The following is a 19253-nucleotide window of genomic DNA, read 5'->3' as shown; positions in this document are numbered from 1 at the left end:
GTGGCCAAGCCCGGGAGTCGGAGTCGGTGGACCGTTTAGACAGATTAGCCCAGCTGCTGGCTTGGCTCTCACTGACGGCTGGTGGTTCCTTCAGAACAGGGATCGGGCACCGCCATCGAGCCTTCGACTGCCGGCACCCCTCGATATATGTCACCCGCTGCATGGGTGCCGCCCCTTGCTAGATTCTCCTTCGCCCGTCTAGCTACATTCCGAAGCTTCACTCTGGAGCGAACTTGATCCTCTTCCCAGCTATCCCAGTCGGTTAGCCCGTCGTCGTTCGGGTCATCGATATATGCCAACTCAATAAGTAATGCCACGGTACGTCGAATGCGGCGAAGTTGCTGCCGTCTTAAGAGTGCGCTTCTAACAGGATGCCATATGGCGTCCGTGAGAAGCTCATGACTCCCTTCGACAACAGCGGCCGTGTCGGAATCTAGTGCGCCGCCCCGTAGCGGCTGGCCCTCCATGTCGACGTACTTTTCTACGCTCCGCTGGGTAGAATAGAACGCAACCCCCGCCAAGTTGATATACGTCCGCACTACCTCCTTATGGATGCCGGCACTAAGGGCTACAGCTTCAAGTCGTTCGGTTGCTCTTATGAACTGCCTTTCCGCCTCCGCGTCCTTCGTCGTGCACCAGCGTTGTTGTTCAACCTGCGAGAGGTGTTCACGAACGGCACTGCGAGCAATCCGCTTCTCTTTAGCATGGGTCAGTAGGGGGATAATGGCACCGCCAAGAGCTCCGCCAATGAGAGTTTGGAGGATCCCAGTGAAGTCCACTGCAAGTTCTCCCTTGCGCCGTTCTCGCCTAGTGCAGTATGGCAGGCACTGCCACGCACCAAGCCTCACGGCTGCATGCCTGCCCTCACCTCAAGGAACGACCTTGCTGGGTGCTCGATGCGGCAAGATCCGAAGCGTGCACGGAGTTGGCGGGCTTGCTATCTGATCGTCTGCCGGACGTAAGCCTCGGTAGGGCAGGGGATGCCAGTAGGAGCAGGCTTCTTCCTAAGCCGTGTGTTTGTGCGGCCGGGGCGACGTCCTGGAGGTGTGCCAGATTCGTGCCAGAAAGAAAGGTCACGGCGGGGGGTGACGGGCGCTAGCAGGGACAGTGAGTTCGGTGCTGCAGGTCAAATCGCTAGCAGGCTGAGGCGGCTTGAGAGATCCCCCCTGGCAGTGTGGGGGTCAGGGGTTCGAGTCCCCTCGGCTCCACCCGAGCGAAAGCCCTGGTGGGAGACAGTGTCTCCCACCAGGGCTTTTGTCATTCGGGGCGGCCCCGAGCAGCTGACTCCACCATCGGCTATTCCGTCGGTGTCCTGCGGAGGGCGGGCGACATCAGGCCCATGGCGACGGCAGCCGTGCCCGCCACCAGCCAGATCCGGTAGGGGTCGAGCGGCCAATCGGCCCGATCGATGCTGAACGACACGAGCAGCCCGCCGACGAAGAGCCCGACCTGAAGCGACGTAGATGCCACGACGTCGAGCAACGTCAGGGCCCGGACCGAGGTGGTTTCGTCGACGTCCCGGTGTGCCCGTTCGAGCATGGCCAGAAGGATCGTGAGGTTGGCTGCCGACGCCACGGCCAGGGCCGCGACGGTGATCACCTGCTCGGCGGTCCCGTCGACCGGTGCCCGCACGACGGCGAGGGCGACGGTGGCGGTCAGCAGCACCAGACCGGCTTGCCAGGCATAGCGGCCGAGGTTCGTGTGGCGGGACCGCCAGGAGGCGGCGGCGAGGAGTGCTCCACCGAGCTGCACCGCCCCGAGCAGCCCGAGGTTGGCGCCGGGCCACAGGACCTTGTCGGCGTAGACGAGGAAGAGCGGCCAGGCGGCGGCCAGCCCGGCGACGGCGAGGATCAGGTAGATCCGCCGCATGGTGGGTGAGAGCGTGGGCCGGTTTCCGCGAAGGGGCGTGTCGAGGTCGCGCTCCACCGGTCGGTTCGGAGCCGGGATGCCGCGGGCGGCGACAGCTAGCAGCAGGGCGACGGCGCCGATGACCGCGAACATCGCCGTACGCAGCACGGGGCCGCCCGAGCCGTACAGCAGGACCGCACCGGCCACGATCAGGCCGCCGGCGGCCCTGCCCCAGGAGTTCACCCGCTGGCGTTCCTGGCTGACGAGGCCGTAGTTCAGCAGTGGCTGCCACGAGGGGGCGTAGAGCACCGACAAGTTGATCTCCGCCGTGACCGTGACGGCGAGGGCGATGAGGGCGAAACCTCCGCCGACCACGTCCAGACCCACGAGCACCGCCAAAACTGCGCATTCGACGGCGGCGACGAGGAAGAAGAGTTGGAGGTTGCGGCCGGCCCGCCACAACGGCAGGCGAGCGGCGAGCATCTGGATGGGCACGGAGAGCAGGCCCATGGCGAAGGCCAGACCGATGGTCCCGGGATCGAGGCCGAGGTCCTCGACAGCGGCGATCTGGAAGATGGCGCCGCCGTCGAGCCCGAGCGCGGAGCCGAGGGTCGGCATCGTCAGGGCGACGGCGAAGAACCGCCAGAGCCGTCCGCGCCCGGGTACGTCGCCGGTGTCTTCGGGCGCGTTCTTGAGCCCGGTTCGGCGTCGCCGAGCGGTGGTGCGGCCGTTCAACGGTCTCCTCCCACCCCATTCGCGATGAGCAGATTGGGGACAGGCGACGTCGGGCCGAAGTAGCGGTGTGCCAACGCAGATCATCCTCTGGTGTGGTCGGAGGCTTCCCATCGATCGGCTCGACGATTCTTCCAGACTCCGCCTCCTCCTGCCCGCCCTCTCCGGAACGGTCCTGGAGGCGCTGGGCCTCACCGGGCGCTGCGGCATCCGACGAGCAGGCGGGCCACCATGTCCTGCGCCTGGGCCCGCTCGTAGCCCGGGCCGAGGATGCACAGGTTCCCCACCGCGCGCATGAGGGTGTACGCGGTCACGCCGGGGTCGATCTCGCCTGCGGAGACACCTGCGGCGATCAACGACGCGCAGGCCGGGACGAGCTCGTCGAGCATCAGCGAATGCAGGGTGAGCAGGCTCGGGTCGTCGGACTGCAGGGCGACCCCCAGCCCGTGCTTGGTCACCAGGAACTCCACGAAGGCCCCGATCCAGCGCGTCAGGGCCTCGCCGGGCGCGATGTCCTCTCGCTGCAGTGCCGAGGCCAGCGCCACGCACTCCTCGATCTGGTGGCGGTACACCGCGGTGACCAGTTCGGCGCGGTTCGGGAAGTGGCGGTAGACCGTGCCGAGACCCACTCCGGCCCGTCCGGCGATGTCCCGGATGGGTGCCTGCACTCCCTGCTCCACGAAGACCGCCGCAGCGGCGGCGAGAAGTGTCTCGCGGGTGCGGCGTACGCCTGCCTCGCGTGCCCCGGGCGACTCGGTCACGGTTCCTCCTTGTTGGCGGAACATTGTTCCGCTAGCTTTGACGGAACGGTGTTCCGCCAATTGTGGCAGGCGCCCTCCCCACGGCAGAGGAAGCAGCGACATCATGCACCTGCACCAACTCGCCCAGCAGATCATGGCGATCAAGCCCGTCCCCGTGCCCACCACCGGACGTGACTTCGACCTGGCGGTCAAGGTCACCGCCCCGGTTTCCGGCCACGACCTCCCAGTGCTCGTGTTCTCGCACGGCAACGCCTGGTCCATGGACGCCTACGAGCCGCTCGTCGACCGGTGGGCCGCCACCGGCTTCGTCGTCGTCCAGCCGACCCACCTCGACTCCCGCCGCCACGGCCTGGGGTTCGACGACCCGCGATTCGGCACCATCTGGCGAGTCCGAATCGCCGACCTGCACGCCGTCCTGGACAACCTCGACGACATCCTCGGCCGAGCGGGGCTGGCCGGCCGCACCGACCGGGAGCGTGTCGCCGCCGTCGGGCACTCCTGGGGTGGTCAGAGCGTCGGCACCCTCCTCGGTGCCCGGGTGCTCGACGCCGACGGCACGCCCGGGGAGGATTTCTCCCATCCCTTGGTCAAGGCCGGGGCGCTGCTCACCGCGACCGGTACCGGCGACTCGCTGACCCCCTTCGCGGTGGAGCATCTGCCGTTCATGCGGCCGGACTTCTCCACCATGACCACGCCGGCCCTCGTCGTCGCGGGCGGCAAGGACCAGTCGGCGATGTCCACCCGTGGGCCGGACTGGTTCACCGACGCCTACCACCTCAGCCCCACGCCCAAGAGCCTGTTCACCATCACCGACGGTGAACACACCCTCGGTGGGGTGGCCGGCGAGCAGGTAGCCGAGACCAGCGACGAGGATCCCGCCCGCGTGGCCCTGGTAGCCGAGGCGGTCGCCGGCTACATCCTGGACACCTTCGGCCTTGACGGTACGACCTGGAAAGCCCTCACCGAAGGCGCTGCGGCCGGCGGCGGCGCCTACCACGTCGAGCGCAAGTGAGCCCTGGTGCCACCCGGCCGCAGTGTGCCGACCCCGTTGCGTTGGGCTGATCCGTGTTGGGGTCGGGTGGTGACGGGTACCGTTCCAGCCATGCGCTACGTGCGGCTCGACACCCCGAAACCCCTGTCCAAGATCGGCCTAGGCACCTGGCAGTTCGGGTCGCGGGAGTGGGGGTACGGCCCGGACTACGAGAAGTTGGCGGGGGCCATCGTCCGGCGGGCGGTCGAGTTGGGCGTCACCCTCTTCGACACCGCAGAGCTGTACGGTTTCGGCCGCAGCGAGCGGATTCTCGGTGCCGCCCTGACCGAGGCCCGGGACAAGGTCACCGTCGCTACCAAGATATTTCCGGTGCTGCCGGTGGCCGCCGTGGTGCAGCAGCGGGCGGTAGCCTCGGCGGCCCGGCTAGGGACCACCAGCATCGATCTCTACCAGGTGCATCAGCCCAACCCGGTGGTCAGCGATCAGAACACCATGCGGGGGATGCGGGCCCTGCAGGAGGTCGGCCTGGTCGCCGAGGTGGGGGTGAGCAACTACAGCCTGCGTCGCTGGCAGGTCGCCGAGGCCGCGCTGGGCCGTCGGGTGTTGAGCAACCAGGTGCGCTACAGCCTGATCGACCGCAAGCCGGAGGACGACCTCCTGCCGTACGCGGAGCAGGCCGGTCGCCTGGTCATCGCGTACAGCCCGTTGGCGCAGGGGTTCCTCTCCGGGCGGTACGACGCGAATCATCCGCCGGTCGGGGCGGTGCGCCGGGCCAACCCGTACTTTCTGCCGGAGAACCTGGAGCGCGGCACCGCCCTGATCGAGACCCTGCGTCAGGTGGCCGCCGCGCACGACGCCACCCCCAGCCAGATCGCCCTGGCGTACGTGTTGCGGCACCCCAACGTGGTGGCGATTCCGGGGGCCTCCACGGTGGAGCAGGTGGAACGCAACGCCGCCGCCGCGGAGATCGACCTGGCCGAGGACGAGTACGCCGCTCTGGTCAACGCGGCGCGGGCGTTCCGCCCGGTCACCGGGCTGGCCGCCGTACCGGGAATGCTCCGGGCCCGCGCCGGACGCTGACCAGCAGCCAGCGACGAGGGCCGGTCAGGGTAGGTCGCGGGCGTAGCAGAGGGACAACGGCGCTCCCCGGTACGGGCCGAAGTTGTCGATGCGGTGGTAGCCCTCCCGCTCGTAGAAGCGCATGGCCTCGGGCTGGGCGGTGCCGGTCTCCAGCAGCAGGGTGCGTACGCCCAGCTCGCGGGCCCGCTGCTCCAGGGCGCGCAGGATGGCGACGGCGACCCCGGTGCCCCGGGCGGCCGGGACGACGTACATCCGTTTGATCTCGGCGGAGTCGGGGGTCAGCAGTCGTAGGCCGCCGCAGCCCACGGCGGTGCCGTCGGCGTCGCGGGCGACCAGGAAGACCGGGACGCTGGCGGCGGTGGGTTCCTCGCCCGGTTCGTGGTTGTCGTTGCCGTAGCGGGCGTCGAGTTCGACGCGCTGCGCCTCGCGCAGCCGGACCGCGTCGGTGGACTCCCACGGCTCCTGGTCGACGAGGACCATGACGACCTTCCTTCCGCCCAGACTCCGTAACAAGCGTTACCGTAACGTACGCTACGGATCGGCTCTCCCGGAAGGGGTACGGATGGCCAGACGACGTGACCTGGTCGACCAGCAGCAACGGCTGTCGGCCGCCACCTGGTCGGTGCTGGCCGAGCGGGGTCTGCCCGGCCTGACCCTGCGGGCGGTAGCCGAGCGGGCCGGCTGCACCACCGGGATGGTCCTGCACACCTTCGCCGACAAGCAGGCTCTGCTGGTGCACGCCCGGGAACTGCTGCACCGGCGTACCGGCCAGCAGGCCGACGCGGCGCAGGCGGCCGCGGACAGCCCTCGGGCGGCGCTACGGGCCGTGCTGTGGCAGGCGGCCTCGCCGACCGAGGAGAAGCGGGAGCAGGCACGGGTGTGGGTGGGTTTCCTGGCCGCAGCCCTGGCCGACCCGGTCCTGGCCGAGCTGCACCGCTCCTACAACCGCCGGTTCGTCGACCGGATCGCCGCTCTGGTCGCCGAGGCACGGCCGGACCGGTCGCCGACCGACTGTACGGCCACCGCGACCAGTCTGGTGGCCCTGGTCGAGGGGCTGAACGTGCTGGCGGCCGTCGATCCGGCCGTCTACTCCGACCAGGCCCAGCGCGAGGCCATCGACACCGCCCTGGCCACCCTCTGATCCCCTGCTCAGGGGAGGGTGAAGTCCAGCCGGACCACTCCACCGGCGGTGACGGTAGCGGTCTGCGGATCGCTGTCCTGCTCGTCCCTGCTGATCACGATCTCGTAGCGGCCCGGCAGGAGTCGCCACTCGTACTGCCCGGTGTCCCCGGTGAGCACCCCGATCTCCGGGATCGCCGGCGCCGGGTCGTCCAGGGGTTTGACCTGGACGGCGGCTCTCTCGACGGGGGCGCCGGCGGCGGTGGTGACGGTGCCGGTCACGATGCCGGTCGTCTCGTCCATGGTCGAGGGCGGTGCCGGGCCGTCGTCCGAGACCGGGCGATCACCGCCGACCATCAGCAGGCTCGCCCCGATCAACAGCGGCGTGGCGATCAGGAGTATGAGCACCCCGAGGCGCTTCCTGCTCATGACTGCTCCCCTCCAGACATCCACGACGATAGCTGAATGCGCCGCCCGGGTCACCGGTTCCACACCGGTCGATGTCGATCCCTGTCTCATGCGCCGCTACGTTCGGTTTCGGACAGATCGCGTACCGCATTGATCGTCTTTGTGGTCCGCGCCGCCACCCGGGGCTTGCGATATCGACAATCCGACCCCGCTTCGGTGAGCGGACCTGATCGCGGTGAGTGCGAGCTAGCGTGGTCTGGTGAGCAGCTTTCCGGCAACTCCGATCCCGTCGCCCGATCTACCCGCCACCCTCGGCGCGTTACGCGCCGCCGGATGGCGATACCGCACCGTCAAGCAGGAGTTGCGGGACAACCTGCTGGCCCGGATGCGGGAAGGTGCGCCACGCTTCGCCGGCATCGTCGGGTACGACGACACCGTGCTGCCCGAGGTGGAACGGGCGCTGCTGGCCGGACACGACATGGTGCTGCTCGGCGAACGTGGACAGGGCAAGACCCGGCTGATCCGGTCCCTGGTGGAGCTGCTGGACGAGTGGACCCCGGTGATCGCCGGATCGGTGCTCAACGAGCACCCCCTGCACCCGGTCACCCCGTCATCCCGGGCGCTGGTCGCCGAGGCCGGCGACGACCTGCCGGTCGGCTGGCTGCACCGCTCGATGCGCTACGGCGAGAAGCTGGCCACCCCGGACACCAGCGTCGGCGACCTGATCGGCGACGTAGACCCCATCCGGCTGGCGCAGGGGCGCACCCTAGGCGACCCGGAGACGATCCACTTCGGTCTGGTGCCGCGTACCAACCGGGGCATCTTCGCGGTCAACGAGCTGCCCGACCTGGCCGAGCGGATCCAGGTGGCGTTGCTCAACGTGCTGGAGGAACGGGACATCCAGGTACGCGGCTACCAGCTGCGGCTGCCGCTGGACCTGCTCCTGGTGGCCAGCGCCAACCCGGAGGACTACACCAACCGGGGGCGGATCATCACCCCGCTCAAGGACCGGTTCGGCGCCGAGATCCGTACCCACTATCCGACCGACCTGGAGTTGGAGCTGGCGCTGATCCGGCAGGAGGCCGACCTGGTCGCCGAGGTGCCGGAGCACGTACTGGAGGTGCTGGCCCGGTTCGCCCGGGCGGTACGCGACTCGCCCTCGGTGGATCCCCGCTCGGGGGTCTCCGCCCGGTTCGCCATCGCCGCCGCGGAGACGGTCGCCGCCGCCGCGTTGCGCCGCGCCAGCCTGCTGGCCTCCGATGCCGAGGCGGTCGCGCGGGTGGGGGATGCGGTGTCGGTGACCTCCACCCTGCGCGGCAAGGTGGAGTTCGAGAGCGGGGAGGAGGGCCGGGAGGCCGAGATCCTCGGGCATCTGCTGCGTATCGCCACCGCGGAGACCTTCCGGGCCCGGCTGGCCGGGCTGGACCTGTCCGGATTCACCGCCCTGGTCGAGGACGGCAAGGCCATCGAGACCGGGGAGTTGGTCTCCGCGACCGACCTGCTGAGCCAGGTGGGCACGGTACCCGGCCTGGCCAAGGTGCTGGACCGGCTCGGTGTCGGGGACGCCCCGAGCCCCGGGCAGGCCGCCGCCGCGGTCGAGTTCGTCTTGGAAGGACTGCACCTGAGCCGTCGGCTGGGCAAGGACGTCACCGACTCGGGGCGGACCCGCTACGGCAGCCGGGACTGATCATGGCCGGCAACCGGTTCCGGTACGGGCAGTGGCGCGGCGGCCCCGACCCCCTGGCCCCGCCGTACGACGTGCAGGCCGCGGTGGATCAGGTGGGCCAGGAGGTGCTGGCCGGGGGCAGCCTGCGTCAGGCACTGCGTGACCTGCTGCGCCGAGGCCCCAAGGGGTCCCGCGGGCTGGACGAGTTGACCGCCCGGGCCCGCCGACTGCGGCGGGAAATGCTGCGTCGGGGCGAGCTGGACGGGGCGGTGACCCGGGCCCGGGGCCTGCTCGACCAGGCCCTGGCGGCCGAGCGGGACGAGTTGGCCAACCGGCAGGACGAGCAGGCCCGGTTCGCCGAGACCATGCTGGGCAACCTGCCCCGCTCCACCGCCCAGGCCGTACGGGAGCTGGCCGGCTACCAGTGGGCCAGCGACGAGGCCCGCCAGCTCTACCAGCGGATCCTCGACGGGCTGCGGGAGGAGGTGCTCGGCCAGCGGTTCGCGGGGCTGCGCGAGTCGGCGCAGTTGGCGGCCGACCCGGCCGTGCAGGAGCGGCTGGCCGAGATGATGCGGGACCTGAACGCCCTGCTGGCCCGGCACGCCCGCGCCGAGGACACCACGGACGCCTTCGCCGAGTTCATGCGCCGGCACGGCGAGTTCTTCCCGGAACGACCCGGGAACGTAGACGAACTGATCGAGCTGCTGGCCCGCCGGGCGGCGGCCGGGCAGCGGCTGATGAACTCGCTGTCCGAGCGGCAGCGTACGGAGCTGGCCGAGCTGATGCGGCAGTCCCTCGGTGACCGGCTGGCCGGGGAGTTGGCCGCGCTGGAGCAGAACCTGCGCTCCCTGCGACCGGACCTGCGCTGGGGGCGCGGCGAGCGGACCCAGGGCGGTCAACCCCTGGGGTACGGCGAGGCTACCGGGGTGCTCGACGAGGTGGCCGACCTGGATGACCTGCTGGACCAACTGGGCCAGGGGCACCCCGGGGCTACCCTCGACGACATCGACGTCGAGGCGGTCGCCCGGACGTTGGGTCGCGACGCCGCCGAGGACGTACGCCAGTTGCGGGAGTTGGAGCGTGAGCTGCGCCGGCAGGGGTGGGTGACCCGGGACGCCGAGGGGCTGACCCTCAGCCCGAAGGCGTTGCGCCGGCTAGGGGGCACCGCCCTGCGTCAGGTCTTCGCCGAGCTGACCGCCGGCCCGCGCGGGCGACACGACCTGCGTTCGGCGGGAGCCGCCGGGGAGGTCAGTGGGGCCTCCCGCCCCTGGGAGTACGGCGACGAGCAGCCCCTGGACGTGGTGCGTACCCTCACCCGGGCGGTGGCCCGGTCCGGCCCGGGGGTGCCGGTGCGGCTGGCGGTGTCGGACTTCGAGGTGGTCGAGACCGAGCGGCGGGCCGCCGCGGCGGTGGCCCTCTGCGTGGACCTGTCGTACTCGATGATCTCGCAGGGCCGGTGGGGGCCGATGAAGCAGACCGCGCTGGCCCTGGCCCACCTGATGGCCACCCGGTTCCCGCAGGACGCCCTGCAGATCATCGGATTCGGTCGAGAGGCGGCGACCCTGAGCCAACAGGAGTTGGCCGCGGTGGAGCCGGACCGGGCCCAGGGTACGAACCTTCAACACGCGCTGCGGTTGGCCGGTCGGCACCTGAGTCGTCATCCGGACGCCGAGCCGGTGGTGCTGGTGGTCACCGACGGGGAGCCCACCGCCCATCTGGATCCCGAGGACGGGGAGGCGGTGTTCTGCTGGCCGCCGCTACCGGAGACGATCGATGCGACGATCCGGGAGGTGGACCGGCTGGGTCGGCGCGGGGCTACCCTGAACCTGTTCATGCTCGGCGACGACCCCGGGCTGCGTCGGTTCGTCGACGCGGTGGCCCGCCGCAGCGGTGGCCGGGTCTTCACCCCGGACACCGAGGACCTGGGCGAGTACGTGGTCAGCGACTATCTGCGGGCCCGTCGAGGTCGGCGCTAGCTCCTTCTCCGGTTTACTGGAGGGTCCAGCGCTGGGCGGGGTTGCCGTCGCAGGGGGCCTGGACGAGGTCGTCGCCGGCCGCCGCGCCACCGCCGTTGACCTGGGCGCACTTGCCGCTGTGCACGGCGACCAGCAGGGCCGCGCCGCCGTCGACCGGCTGCAGGCGCCACTGCTGGTTGGCCTCACCGTGGCAGCGGAACTGCAACACCCGGGCGCCGTCGTCGCCGCTGCCGCCCTCGACGTCCAGGCACTGGTTGTACGCGGCGTTGGTCAGGGTGACCGTGTCCGGGCCGAACCGGTTGACCACCCACTGCTGTTCCGGCCCGCCGGTGCATCCGGCCAACTCGGCCAGGGCCATCTCCCCGGCACCGTCTAGCCCCAGGCACAGGCCCGAGCCGACACCCCGGACCACCCGCGTGCCGACCACCGGGTCCGGGGCGGGGGTGGGGGTGGGGCTCGCCGAAGGCGTGGCCTTGGGCTCCTCGACGGGGGTCAGGGTCGGTTCCGTCTCGGTCGGGCTGGGCGCTACCGGGCTGCTCAGCACCGTGGGGGAGGGCGGCGGATCACCGCCGAGCACCCCGGTGGCGAACAGCACCCCGACCAGGACGCCGACGAGTCCGACCCCCAGGGCCGTGCTCAGCAGCGGATCGCGGAGCAGACCCCGGCGCTGGGTGCCGTAGACCCGGCCCGATCCCTCGGTTTCCGACATGCCGGCATCCTGGTCCACGCCGGCCGGGCCGGGCCGACCACCCCCTGCCGCGGTGACTCAGTCGACGACCCGTACGTCCTTCCAGAAGGCCACCCGGTCGCGGACCATCTCCGCCTCCGGCAGCGGTTGTGGGTAGTACCAGACCGCGTCGGCGCTGGTCCGGCCCGCGTGTTCCAGGGTGTAGTAGGAGGCGGTGCCCTTCCATGGGCAGAAGGTGTGGGTGTCGGAGGCGCGGAGCAGGTCCTCCCGCAGGGCCGAGCGGGGGAAGTAGTGGTTGCCCTCCACCACCACGGTGTCCTCGCTCTCGGCGATGATCAGGTCGTTCCAGACAGCTTTCGGCATGACTCCAACGCTAGGTCGCCGCACCGTCGGCGGATACCGCAGACACGGCGAATCCGAAATGCCCTCAGGGACATCCCCACGCATCGTCGGCGCGTAAAGTGATCCCATGCACGCTGTGCGTGATCACGACTGGGCGGTTGCCCAGCTGCGACGGTCGTACCATGCGGTGCCACCGGGTCAACCGGTTCGGCTGGCCAAGCGCACCTCCAACCTGTTCCGTCCACGTAACGCACCCCGCACCACCGGGTTGGACGTCAGTGGGCTGGACGGGGTCCTGGGGGTCGACCCGGTCGCCCGCACCGCCGAGGTGCAGGGCATGTGCACCTACGAACGGCTGGTCGAGGCGACCCTGGCGTACGGGCTGATGCCCTTGGTGGTGCCCCAGTTGCGCACCATCACCCTGGGTGGGGCGGTGACCGGGCTGGGCATCGAGTCGACCTCCTTCCGCAACGGCCTGCCGCACGAGTCCGTCATCGAGCTGGACGTGCTGACCGGTGCCGGGGAGGTGATCAGTGCCCGGCCTGAGGGGGAGCACGCCGACCTGTTCGCGGCCTTCCCCAACTCGCTGGGCAGCCTCGGCTACGCCACCCGACTGCGCATCGAGCTCCAGCCGGTCCGCCGCTTCGTCGCCCTGCGCAATGTGCGCTTCACCGACCTGGCCGAGCTGACCGACGCGATCGGCCAGATCACGGCCGATCGCAGTTGGGAAGGGCAGCCGGTGGACGCCCTGGACGGGGTGATGTTCAGCCCCGAGGAGGCGTACCTGGTGCTGGGCACCTTCACCGACGAGGTGCCGGCGGTGTCCGACTACACCGGGCAGGAGATCTACTACCGCTCGTTGCGGCGACGCCGGGACGATGCGTTGACCACCCACGACTACCTGTGGCGCTGGGACACGGACTGGTTCTGGTGCTCGGCCGCCTTCGGGGTGCAGCATCCGGTGGTACGACGGCTGTGGCCGGCGCGGTGGCGGCGCAGCGACGTCTACCACCGCATCGTGCGCCTGGAGCACCGGCATCAGGTGGCCGCCCGGATCGACCGCTGGCGCGGCCAGCCGGCCCGGGAGCGAGTGGTGCAGGACGTGGAGATTCCGCTGGAGCGTACGGCGGAATTCCTGCACTGGTTCGCCGACCGGGTGCGGATGACCCCGGTGTGGTTGTGCCCGCTGCGGCTGCGTGAGCCGACGGGCGCCGGATCGGCCCGGTCCTGGCCCCTGTATCCACTACGGCCGGCGCAGGACTACGTCAACATCGGGTTCTGGGGAACTGTGCCGATCGCCGAGGGCGCCGCCGACGGCGACGTCAACCGGGAGATCGAGCGCGCGGTGTCGGAGGTGGGCGGGCACAAGTCGCTCTACTCCGACGCGTACTACGACCGGGATGCGTTCGACCGGCTCTACGGCGGCGACACATGGCGTGCCGTGCGGGACCGGTACGACCCGGAGCATCGCCTCACCGGACTGTACGAAAAGGCGGTAGCACGAGCATGAGCGAGCGAATCATCAGGCTCGGCGTGGATGCGGCGCGGAACGGAGTGCCGGCATGAGCCTGACGGACCGAGACCAGGGAACAGCCGGCGCCGCCGCCACCCCGCCGCCGGGGTCCGGGCGGCGCGGACCGACCGTGGCGGACGTCGTCCGGGCGGTCACCGCAGGACCCCTGCCGGTGCGGGTCACCGGCTACGACGGCAGCGCCATCGGGCCCACCGATTCCGGCATCACCCTGTCGATCCGCACCGAGCGAGGGCTGTCGTACCTGCTCACCGCTCCGGGTGACCTGGGCATGGCGCGGGCGTACGTCAGCGGGGATCTGGCCATCCAGGGGGTGCACCCGGGCGATCCCTACGAGGCGTTGCGGGTGTTCAAGGACGAGTTGCGGCTGCGCCCACCGGCCCTGGCCGAGGGGCTGGCCCTGGTACGCGAGCTGGGCTGGGAGCGCCTGCTGCCGCCGCCGCCCCCGCCGCAGGAGGCGGTGCCGCGCTGGAAGCGGGTGATGAGTGGGCTGCGGCATTCGCGCCTGCGCGACAGCAGCGCCATCTCCCACCACTACGACGTGTCCAACGCCTTCTACGAGAAGGTGTTGGGACCCTCGATGACCTACACCTGCGCGGTGTACCGCAGCCCCGACGACACCCTGGAACAGGCCCAGGCCAGCAAGTACGACCTGGTGGCGGGCAAGCTGGCGCTGCGCCCGGGGATGCGGCTGCTGGATGTGGGGTGCGGGTGGGGCGGCATGGTCCGGCACGCGGCCCGGGAGTACGGGGTCAAGGCCCTGGGGGTGACGTTGTCCCGGGCGCAGGCGCAGTGGGCCCAGGCCGCGATCGAGCGGGAGGGCTTGACCGGGCTGGCCGAGGTGCGGCACCTGGACTACCGGGACGCCCCACCCGAGCAGTTCGACGCGGTCTCCTCGATCGGCCTGACCGAGCACATCGGGGTCCGCAACTATCCGGCGTACTTCGGTGCCCTGGCCGACCGGCTGCGGCCGGAGGGGCGTCTGCTCAACCACTGCATCACCCGGGCGGACAACCGGGCGCCGCACCGCTCCGGAGCCTTCATCGACCGGTACGTCTTCCCGGACGGCGAGTTGGCCGGCCCGGGTCGGCTGATCAGCGAGATCCACGATGTCGGGCTGGAGGTGCACCATGAGGAGAACCTGCGCCAGCACTATGCCCTGACCCTGGCGGCCTGGTGCCGCAACCTGGTCGAGCACTGGGATTTCTGCGTCGGCGAGGTGGGCACCGGCACGGCCCGGGTGTGGGGGCTCTACATGGCCGGTTCGCGGTTGGCCTTCGAACGCAACGGCATCCAACTGCACCAGGTCGTGGCCACCCGCAACGGCCCCGACGGGGTGAACGGCTACCCGCTGCGCCCGGACTGGCTGGCCTGACCCACTGATCTCCTGACCTCCTGATCGATGAAGGCCGCGTCGGAATCGCCCGGCGCGGCCTTCGTCGAATCGATTGACAAACAGATTTTGTACGTACAAGCTGATTTTTGCCATGAGAGACGTCCTGTACCTGGAGCAGATCGAGCAGGCCGAGACCCTGCTCAAGCCGCAGCGTGTCGAGGTGCTGCGGCAGTTGGCCGAGCCGCGCACCTGCACCGAGGTGGCCGCCCGACTGGAGCAGACCCCGCAGCGGGTCTACTACCACGTCAAGCAGCTGGTCGGGGCCGGGCTGGTGGAGCAGGTCGACCAGCGCAAGGTCCGCGGCATCACCGAGGGCATCTACCAGGCCGCCGCCCGGTCGTACTGGCTCTCGCCCCGGGTGGTGGGGCGGATCGGGCTGCGTCGCACCCGCGACGAGTTGAGCCTGGGCTACCTGCTGGACCTGATGGAAGAGGTCCAGGCCGACGTCGCCGCCCTCGACCGCAGCGCACCCGAACTGCCCTCGATCGGCGTCTCCGGCGAGATCCGGGTGCCGGCCGAGCGCCGGCAGGAATTCCTGCACGACCTCCAGTCCGCGTTACAGGAGTTGTTCACCCGCTACGGCGGCGCCGAAGGTGACGCCTTCAAACTCGCCGTGGCCTGCTACCCGAAGGAGACCGACCGTGACTGAACCGATGACCTTCGCCGTACGCCTGACCGCACCGATCGCGCGGGTGCACCAAGCCCTGACCGATCCGGCCGAGTTGCGGATCTGGCTGGCCGAGCATGTTGAGGTCGACCTGCCGAAGCGGTACGAGTTCTGGGGCCGCTACACCCCCGAGGGCGAGGCCCCGCACCAGCGACTGCTGCACGTCGACGACGAGCGGCTGCGCTTCGCCTGGTTACTCGACGGTGAGGAGACCACCACCGAGATCACCCTGAGTCCGGACGGGCCGGACGTCACCGTGCTGCACCTGTCGCAGACCCACTACGACTTCAACGACGTCGTCAACGGCACCAGCATCCGGGGGGTGCTCCTGACCTACTGGGCGCTGGCGACCGCCAACCTGGGCGCCCACCTGGAAGGCAGCCCACTGCTGCCGAAGACGGACTTCACCAGCGCCGATTTCCGCGCCGAAATGGTCATCAACGCCCCGGCCGACAAGGTCTGGGAGTCGCTTACCGACTCGGAGCAGGTGACCGCCTGGTTCGGCTACCCGATCGGCATCGAGCCCTGGGTCGGTGGCCGGTACGCCATGGGCGGCCTCGAGCACGGTGACGCCGCCAAGATCGTCGACCTGGAGCCGGGCCGGCGGATGTCCGTCGACTGGGGAGCACCCGGCGTGACGACCTTTGAACTGGCCGAGTCCGACGGCAAGACCAGGCTCACCTTCGTGCAGAGCGGCTTCGACGAGCAGAACCCTCCGTACGCCGCCTGGTCCGGCTCCGTCTCCGGCCTAGCCGAACTACGCCGCTTCCACGAGATCCCCAACTGGCAACCCATCTGGCTCCCCACCCCCTAACCCGCTCTCTCCCCCCACCCCACCCCCACCCTCCCGCGCCGATTCGCCCCGTTGATCATGAGGTTGGCGGCAGTCGTTGATCTCCACACTGCCGTCAACCTCATGATCAACGGGGTGTTTCGGGCGTGAGCGTGTATTGGCGACCGGAAGTGCTAGATCGGCGGGGTGAGGGCGGGGGGTGGGGCGCGGGGGAGGGGTGGCGGGGAGGGTGGGGATTGACAACTGCGGTGATGTCAGCAGTCTTTGGCGCTCTATGAACCCGGCACGACACCAGTCGGTCAGACCGGGACCGTCCCACCGCAAGGCGGGACTACCAATCATGTGCTCACCAAAACGCACTGAGAGGTAACGGCTAGGGTGGCGTGTCGTGACGAGCAGCGAGCAGCGGTTGGCGGCGATTCGGGGTGGATTGCCGCCGCGGCGGCACAACGCCCGGACGATCGCGGCGTTGACCGGTAACCCGGGTTGCAACCGCCGGGCGATCCTGGACGGGGCTGGGGTGGACAAGCCGTCGGTGGCCGAGCGGATTGGCTTTCCCGCCCGGTTCGGCCAATCCCGGTTCGCCATCACCCGGGGTAACGCGTTCGAGGCGCAGGTGAAGGCCGACGGGGGTGCCGAGTTGCTGCGCCTGGTGGCCGAGCGGCTCGGGGTCGCGGTGCCGGCGGTGGCTAGCTGGACCGATCTCGGTGCCGGCGAGGAGGTGGCCGATCGGGCGCAGCGCTCCGCCGCCCTGCTCACCGCAGCCGTGACACCGCAGGTGCACGAGCCGGAAGTGCCGGTCCCGGGCCAGGCGCAGGGCATCGACCCGGCATCGACGCCCGGCCAGGCGGACCCGGACCAGGCCCAGGCTGCGGCGTTGTTCGATCATCCGTTGTTGGGGTTGGAGGTCGCCGGGCGGCGGGTGCATCTGGAACCGGACCTGGTGGCCGCGCGGCTGGGCGGCCGGTTCCACGTGGTCGAGATCAAGTCTTTCCCGGTCGTCGACGGGCAGGCCGACGGGGCCAAGCTGGCCGCCGCGGCGATCCAGTCGGCGGTGTACGTGCTGGCCCTGCGGGAGCTGCTCGCCGCGCGGGGGCACGATCCGCAGCTGGTGTCGCACGAGGTGGTGCTGATCTGCCCGCGCGACTTCACCAACCAGCCGGTGGCCCACCTGCTGGACGTCCGCAAGCAACTGCTGGTGGTACGCCGACAACTGGACCGGATGGATCAGCTCGACGAGTTGCTGGCTGCCGTACCCGCCGATTTCACCGCCGATCCGGCCGCTGACCCGGCGGCCCTGGTAGCGGCGCTGTCCCAGGTGCCGGCCCGCTACGCCCCGGATTGCCTGGCCGCCTGCGAGTTGGCGTACTTCTGTCGGCACGAGGCGCGCGGGCAGACCGGGGCGCTGGGCCGTCCGGTCCGCGAGGCCCTCGGCGGCATCGACCGGGTGGAGGAGGTTCTGGCGCTGGCCGCCGGTGACCCGGTGGCCGACCCCCAGCGGGCCGAGGCCGCGACCCTGCTCCGCACCGCCGCCCGCCTGCGCACCGAAGCCCTCGGTGGGGCGGCATGAGTAGCTTGCGGGCGTTGGCGGCGGCGCAGGCGGTGGCCGCCGGGGTGGCCCAGCCGGTCGCCACCGTCCGGCACCTGCATCTGTCGCGGCGGCCCCTGGTGTTGGTGCCCCTGGCCATGGCGGGGGAGGCGAACGCCCCGCTGGCGGCGATGGTCGGCGCGGCACCGGGCGAGGGGCGGCTGCTGATCGTGCCGCAGCCGCGTAACCGGGATCAGCGGTTCGCCTTCGTGGCCGAGTTGGCGGCCACTGTACTGCCCTATGTGGACTCTCATCAGGGCGCCAACGAGGCGGTGTCGGTCGACCGGGGACGGGAGGTGCGGTACCGCTACCTGGACGCACCCCAGGTGCTGGTGCCGAATCCGGCCGGGGTTACCTTCCTGCGGCTGCTGGGTCGGGCCACCCGGTTCCGGCGGGTCGACGGGGAGTATCCGGTGCCGCCGCAGGTGCCGTTGCTGGGGCGGTGGCTGACCTTCTTCGCCGAGCGGGCCGAGCATCCGGGCTCGGCGACCCTGGTGGCGATGACCCAGGCGTTGAGTCTGCACTGGGCTACCGGGCAGAGCGCGGTGGAGGACCTGCACCTGCCGGCCCTGCTCGGGTGGATCGCCCCGCCGTCCGGGATGACCGGTGCCGAGGCGGCGGCGTACGCCGAGGATCCGGTCCGGTGTCCGCCCGCCGGTCCGGCCACCGACCCGGGTTTCGACAACGAGCGGCTGGCCCCGGCCATCGAGGCGTACGCGGCCGCCGAGGCGGACGAGGTGGCCCGGGGTGAGGCGTACGCGGAGCTGGAGAAGTTGCTGCGCGACCAGTTGACGCCCACCTGGGAGCTGATGTGGCGCGGGGTGGGGTTGTTGCGGGCGCTGCCGCCCGGCGCCCGGGTGCCCGCCCGGTGGGAGGGTGACCGGGACGCCTTCACCGCCTACGCCGAGCATGTCGACGCCGAGGGTGCACCCCAACCGCGCCGCGACGGTGCGGTGGCGGCGGCCGCCCGGCTGCATCGGCTGGAACGGGCCGCAGCCCGGTACGCGGTGCAGCGCGCCTACGACGATCCGTTGGTGATGGCCGAGTACCGGTTGACCGGGGAGGCCTTCGTCGGGGAGGTGGTGTTGGCCGATCCGGGGCGGGTCGACGACAGTGGTCGACGGCCGGTGTTGCGTCCTCGGATCCAGGTGGTCACCACCGATCCGGTGCTGGTGGGGGTCGGTGCGGCGCTGTCCAGCCCGACTCGGCCGGGGCAGAAGGCGCGGGTGGTCTTCGTGACTCCGGGGGCCGAGGGCAGGACCGAGGTGGTGTTGGAGCTCTCCGGCGGGATGGGTCGCGGGTTGACCGCCACCCCGGGCAGCGTGCCTGAGGTGGGGGAGCGGCTGTGCTACACCACCCTCAGTGAGGCGTACGTACCGGCCGGGACCTTCCCGGCGGTGGAGGAGACCCCCTGGACCCACGGGGGTCCTCCCGGCCCGACCGGCGAAGGGTGGTCGGAACATCTGCCGCGCCCCGAGGAGGAGTGGAGATAGACCCCGGGGGCAGGTGATCGTCGCCCAGCGTGGCCTCCCGCTAACCGATGACGATGATCAATTGATCGCAGGGTCCGTCGGGTTGCGGACTCCGCCCGGCTGGATCTGGCGGCGCGGTCGTCGGCATGGCTAGTCTTTTCCGGATTTGCCAGGACCGGTCCTCGCCGTCGAGGG

At 70.5% G+C, this 19253-nt stretch carries 18 protein-coding genes; 11 read left to right on the top strand and 7 right to left on the bottom strand.

Going from position 1 to position 19253, the window contains the following annotated elements; all coding sequences use genetic code 11:
* Positions 1-68 precede the first annotated feature (68 nt).
* The 3 genes from ACGFIK_RS03415 to ACGFIK_RS03405 all read right to left on the bottom strand — a co-directional run bounded on the left by ACGFIK_RS03415 (position 69) and on the right by ACGFIK_RS03405 (position 3365).
* On the bottom strand, positions 69-779 hold the full coding sequence (locus ACGFIK_RS03415) for a hypothetical protein (RefSeq protein ID WP_327022573.1): 711 nt from the start codon (positions 777-779) through the stop codon (positions 69-71).
* A gap of 517 nt (positions 780-1296) precedes the next feature.
* Positions 1297-2583 carry a hypothetical protein gene (locus ACGFIK_RS03410; protein WP_327022572.1) on the bottom strand — a complete coding sequence of 429 codons (1287 nt, stop codon included), beginning with the start codon at positions 2581-2583 and terminating at the stop codon, positions 1297-1299.
* Positions 2584-2771: 188 nt separating this feature from the next.
* Positions 2772-3365 carry a TetR/AcrR family transcriptional regulator gene (locus tag ACGFIK_RS03405; RefSeq protein ID WP_393337468.1) on the bottom strand — a complete coding sequence of 198 codons (594 nt, stop codon included), beginning with the start codon at positions 3363-3365 and terminating at the stop codon, positions 2772-2774.
* A gap of 79 nt (positions 3366-3444) precedes the next feature.
* Between ACGFIK_RS03405 and ACGFIK_RS03400 the strand changes: the two genes are divergently transcribed.
* Positions 3445-4353 carry a chlorophyllase gene (locus ACGFIK_RS03400; protein WP_327022570.1) on the top strand — a complete coding sequence of 303 codons (909 nt, stop codon included), beginning with the start codon at positions 3445-3447 and terminating at the stop codon, positions 4351-4353.
* Positions 4354-4443: 90 nt separating this feature from the next.
* The gene (locus ACGFIK_RS03395; RefSeq protein WP_327022569.1) at positions 4444-5412 is read left to right on the top strand and encodes an aldo/keto reductase; all 969 of its coding nucleotides are present in this window, start codon (positions 4444-4446) and stop codon (positions 5410-5412) included.
* Between the two features lie 24 nt (positions 5413-5436).
* On the opposite strand, the gene ACGFIK_RS03390 is transcribed toward ACGFIK_RS03395, so the two are convergent.
* On the bottom strand, positions 5437-5892 hold the full coding sequence (locus ACGFIK_RS03390) for a GNAT family N-acetyltransferase (RefSeq protein ID WP_327022568.1): 456 nt from the start codon (positions 5890-5892) through the stop codon (positions 5437-5439).
* An 82-nt stretch (positions 5893-5974) separates the two neighbouring features.
* On the opposite strand from ACGFIK_RS03390, the gene ACGFIK_RS03385 reads away from it, so the two are divergent.
* Positions 5975-6553: a TetR/AcrR family transcriptional regulator gene (locus ACGFIK_RS03385; protein WP_327022567.1), complete on the top strand. Its 579-nt coding sequence runs from the start codon at positions 5975-5977 to the stop codon at positions 6551-6553.
* 8 nt (positions 6554-6561) lie between these two features.
* On the opposite strand, the gene ACGFIK_RS03380 is transcribed toward ACGFIK_RS03385, so the two are convergent.
* Positions 6562-6960 carry a carboxypeptidase-like regulatory domain-containing protein gene (locus ACGFIK_RS03380; protein WP_327022566.1) on the bottom strand — a complete coding sequence of 133 codons (399 nt, stop codon included), beginning with the start codon at positions 6958-6960 and terminating at the stop codon, positions 6562-6564.
* 238 nt (positions 6961-7198) lie between these two features.
* On the opposite strand from ACGFIK_RS03380, the gene ACGFIK_RS03375 reads away from it, so the two are divergent.
* Together ACGFIK_RS03375 and ACGFIK_RS03370 are read left to right on the top strand one after the other, a co-directional pair.
* The gene (locus ACGFIK_RS03375; RefSeq protein ID WP_327022565.1) at positions 7199-8626 is read left to right on the top strand and encodes a sigma 54-interacting transcriptional regulator; all 1428 of its coding nucleotides are present in this window, start codon (positions 7199-7201) and stop codon (positions 8624-8626) included.
* Between the two features lie 2 nt (positions 8627-8628).
* A complete protein-coding gene (locus tag ACGFIK_RS03370) occupies positions 8629-10581 on the top strand; it encodes a VWA domain-containing protein (RefSeq protein WP_327022564.1) in 1953 nt (650 codons plus the stop codon).
* Between the two features lie 13 nt (positions 10582-10594).
* Here the strand turns inward: ACGFIK_RS03370 and ACGFIK_RS03365 are convergent, their stop codons facing one another.
* The gene (locus ACGFIK_RS03365) at positions 10595-11290 is read right to left on the bottom strand and encodes an RICIN domain-containing protein (RefSeq protein ID WP_327022563.1); all 696 of its coding nucleotides are present in this window, start codon (positions 11288-11290) and stop codon (positions 10595-10597) included.
* Positions 11291-11347: 57 nt separating this feature from the next.
* On the bottom strand, positions 11348-11632 hold the full coding sequence (locus ACGFIK_RS03360) for a DUF427 domain-containing protein (RefSeq protein WP_327022562.1): 285 nt from the start codon (positions 11630-11632) through the stop codon (positions 11348-11350).
* Positions 11633-11738: 106 nt separating this feature from the next.
* Here ACGFIK_RS03360 and ACGFIK_RS03355 point away from each other — a divergent pair, with 106 nt between their 5' ends.
* The 6 genes from ACGFIK_RS03355 to ACGFIK_RS03330 all read left to right on the top strand — a co-directional run bounded on the left by ACGFIK_RS03355 (position 11739) and on the right by ACGFIK_RS03330 (position 19079).
* A complete protein-coding gene (locus ACGFIK_RS03355) occupies positions 11739-13121 on the top strand; it encodes an FAD-binding oxidoreductase (protein WP_327022561.1) in 1383 nt (460 codons plus the stop codon).
* 52 nt (positions 13122-13173) lie between these two features.
* A complete protein-coding gene (locus ACGFIK_RS03350) occupies positions 13174-14517 on the top strand; it encodes a class I SAM-dependent methyltransferase (protein ID WP_327022560.1) in 1344 nt (447 codons plus the stop codon).
* Between the two features lie 112 nt (positions 14518-14629).
* Positions 14630-15187: a helix-turn-helix domain-containing protein gene (locus ACGFIK_RS03345; protein ID WP_327022559.1), complete on the top strand. Its 558-nt coding sequence runs from the start codon at positions 14630-14632 to the stop codon at positions 15185-15187.
* Positions 15180-16019 (top strand): SRPBCC domain-containing protein, encoded by an 840-nt coding sequence (locus ACGFIK_RS03340; protein WP_327022558.1) that lies wholly within the window; start codon positions 15180-15182, stop codon positions 16017-16019. The genes ACGFIK_RS03345 and ACGFIK_RS03340 overlap by 8 nt, the downstream gene beginning before the upstream one ends.
* 367 nt (positions 16020-16386) lie before the next feature.
* Entirely contained in the window at positions 16387-17568 is a 1182-nt protein-coding gene (locus tag ACGFIK_RS03335; protein WP_327022557.1) for a hypothetical protein, read from the top strand.
* Positions 17565-19079 (top strand): hypothetical protein, encoded by a 1515-nt coding sequence (locus tag ACGFIK_RS03330; RefSeq protein ID WP_327022556.1) that lies wholly within the window; start codon positions 17565-17567, stop codon positions 19077-19079. The genes ACGFIK_RS03335 and ACGFIK_RS03330 overlap by 4 nt, the downstream gene beginning before the upstream one ends.
* The last annotated feature ends 174 nt before the right edge of the window (positions 19080-19253 follow it).

This window comes from Micromonospora sp. NPDC048871, assembly GCF_043198155.1.
Lineage (GTDB): Bacteria > Actinomycetota > Actinomycetes > Mycobacteriales > Micromonosporaceae > Micromonospora.
Note: the sequence above shows the minus strand (reverse complement) of the source record. Positions and strands in the feature narration are given on the sequence as shown.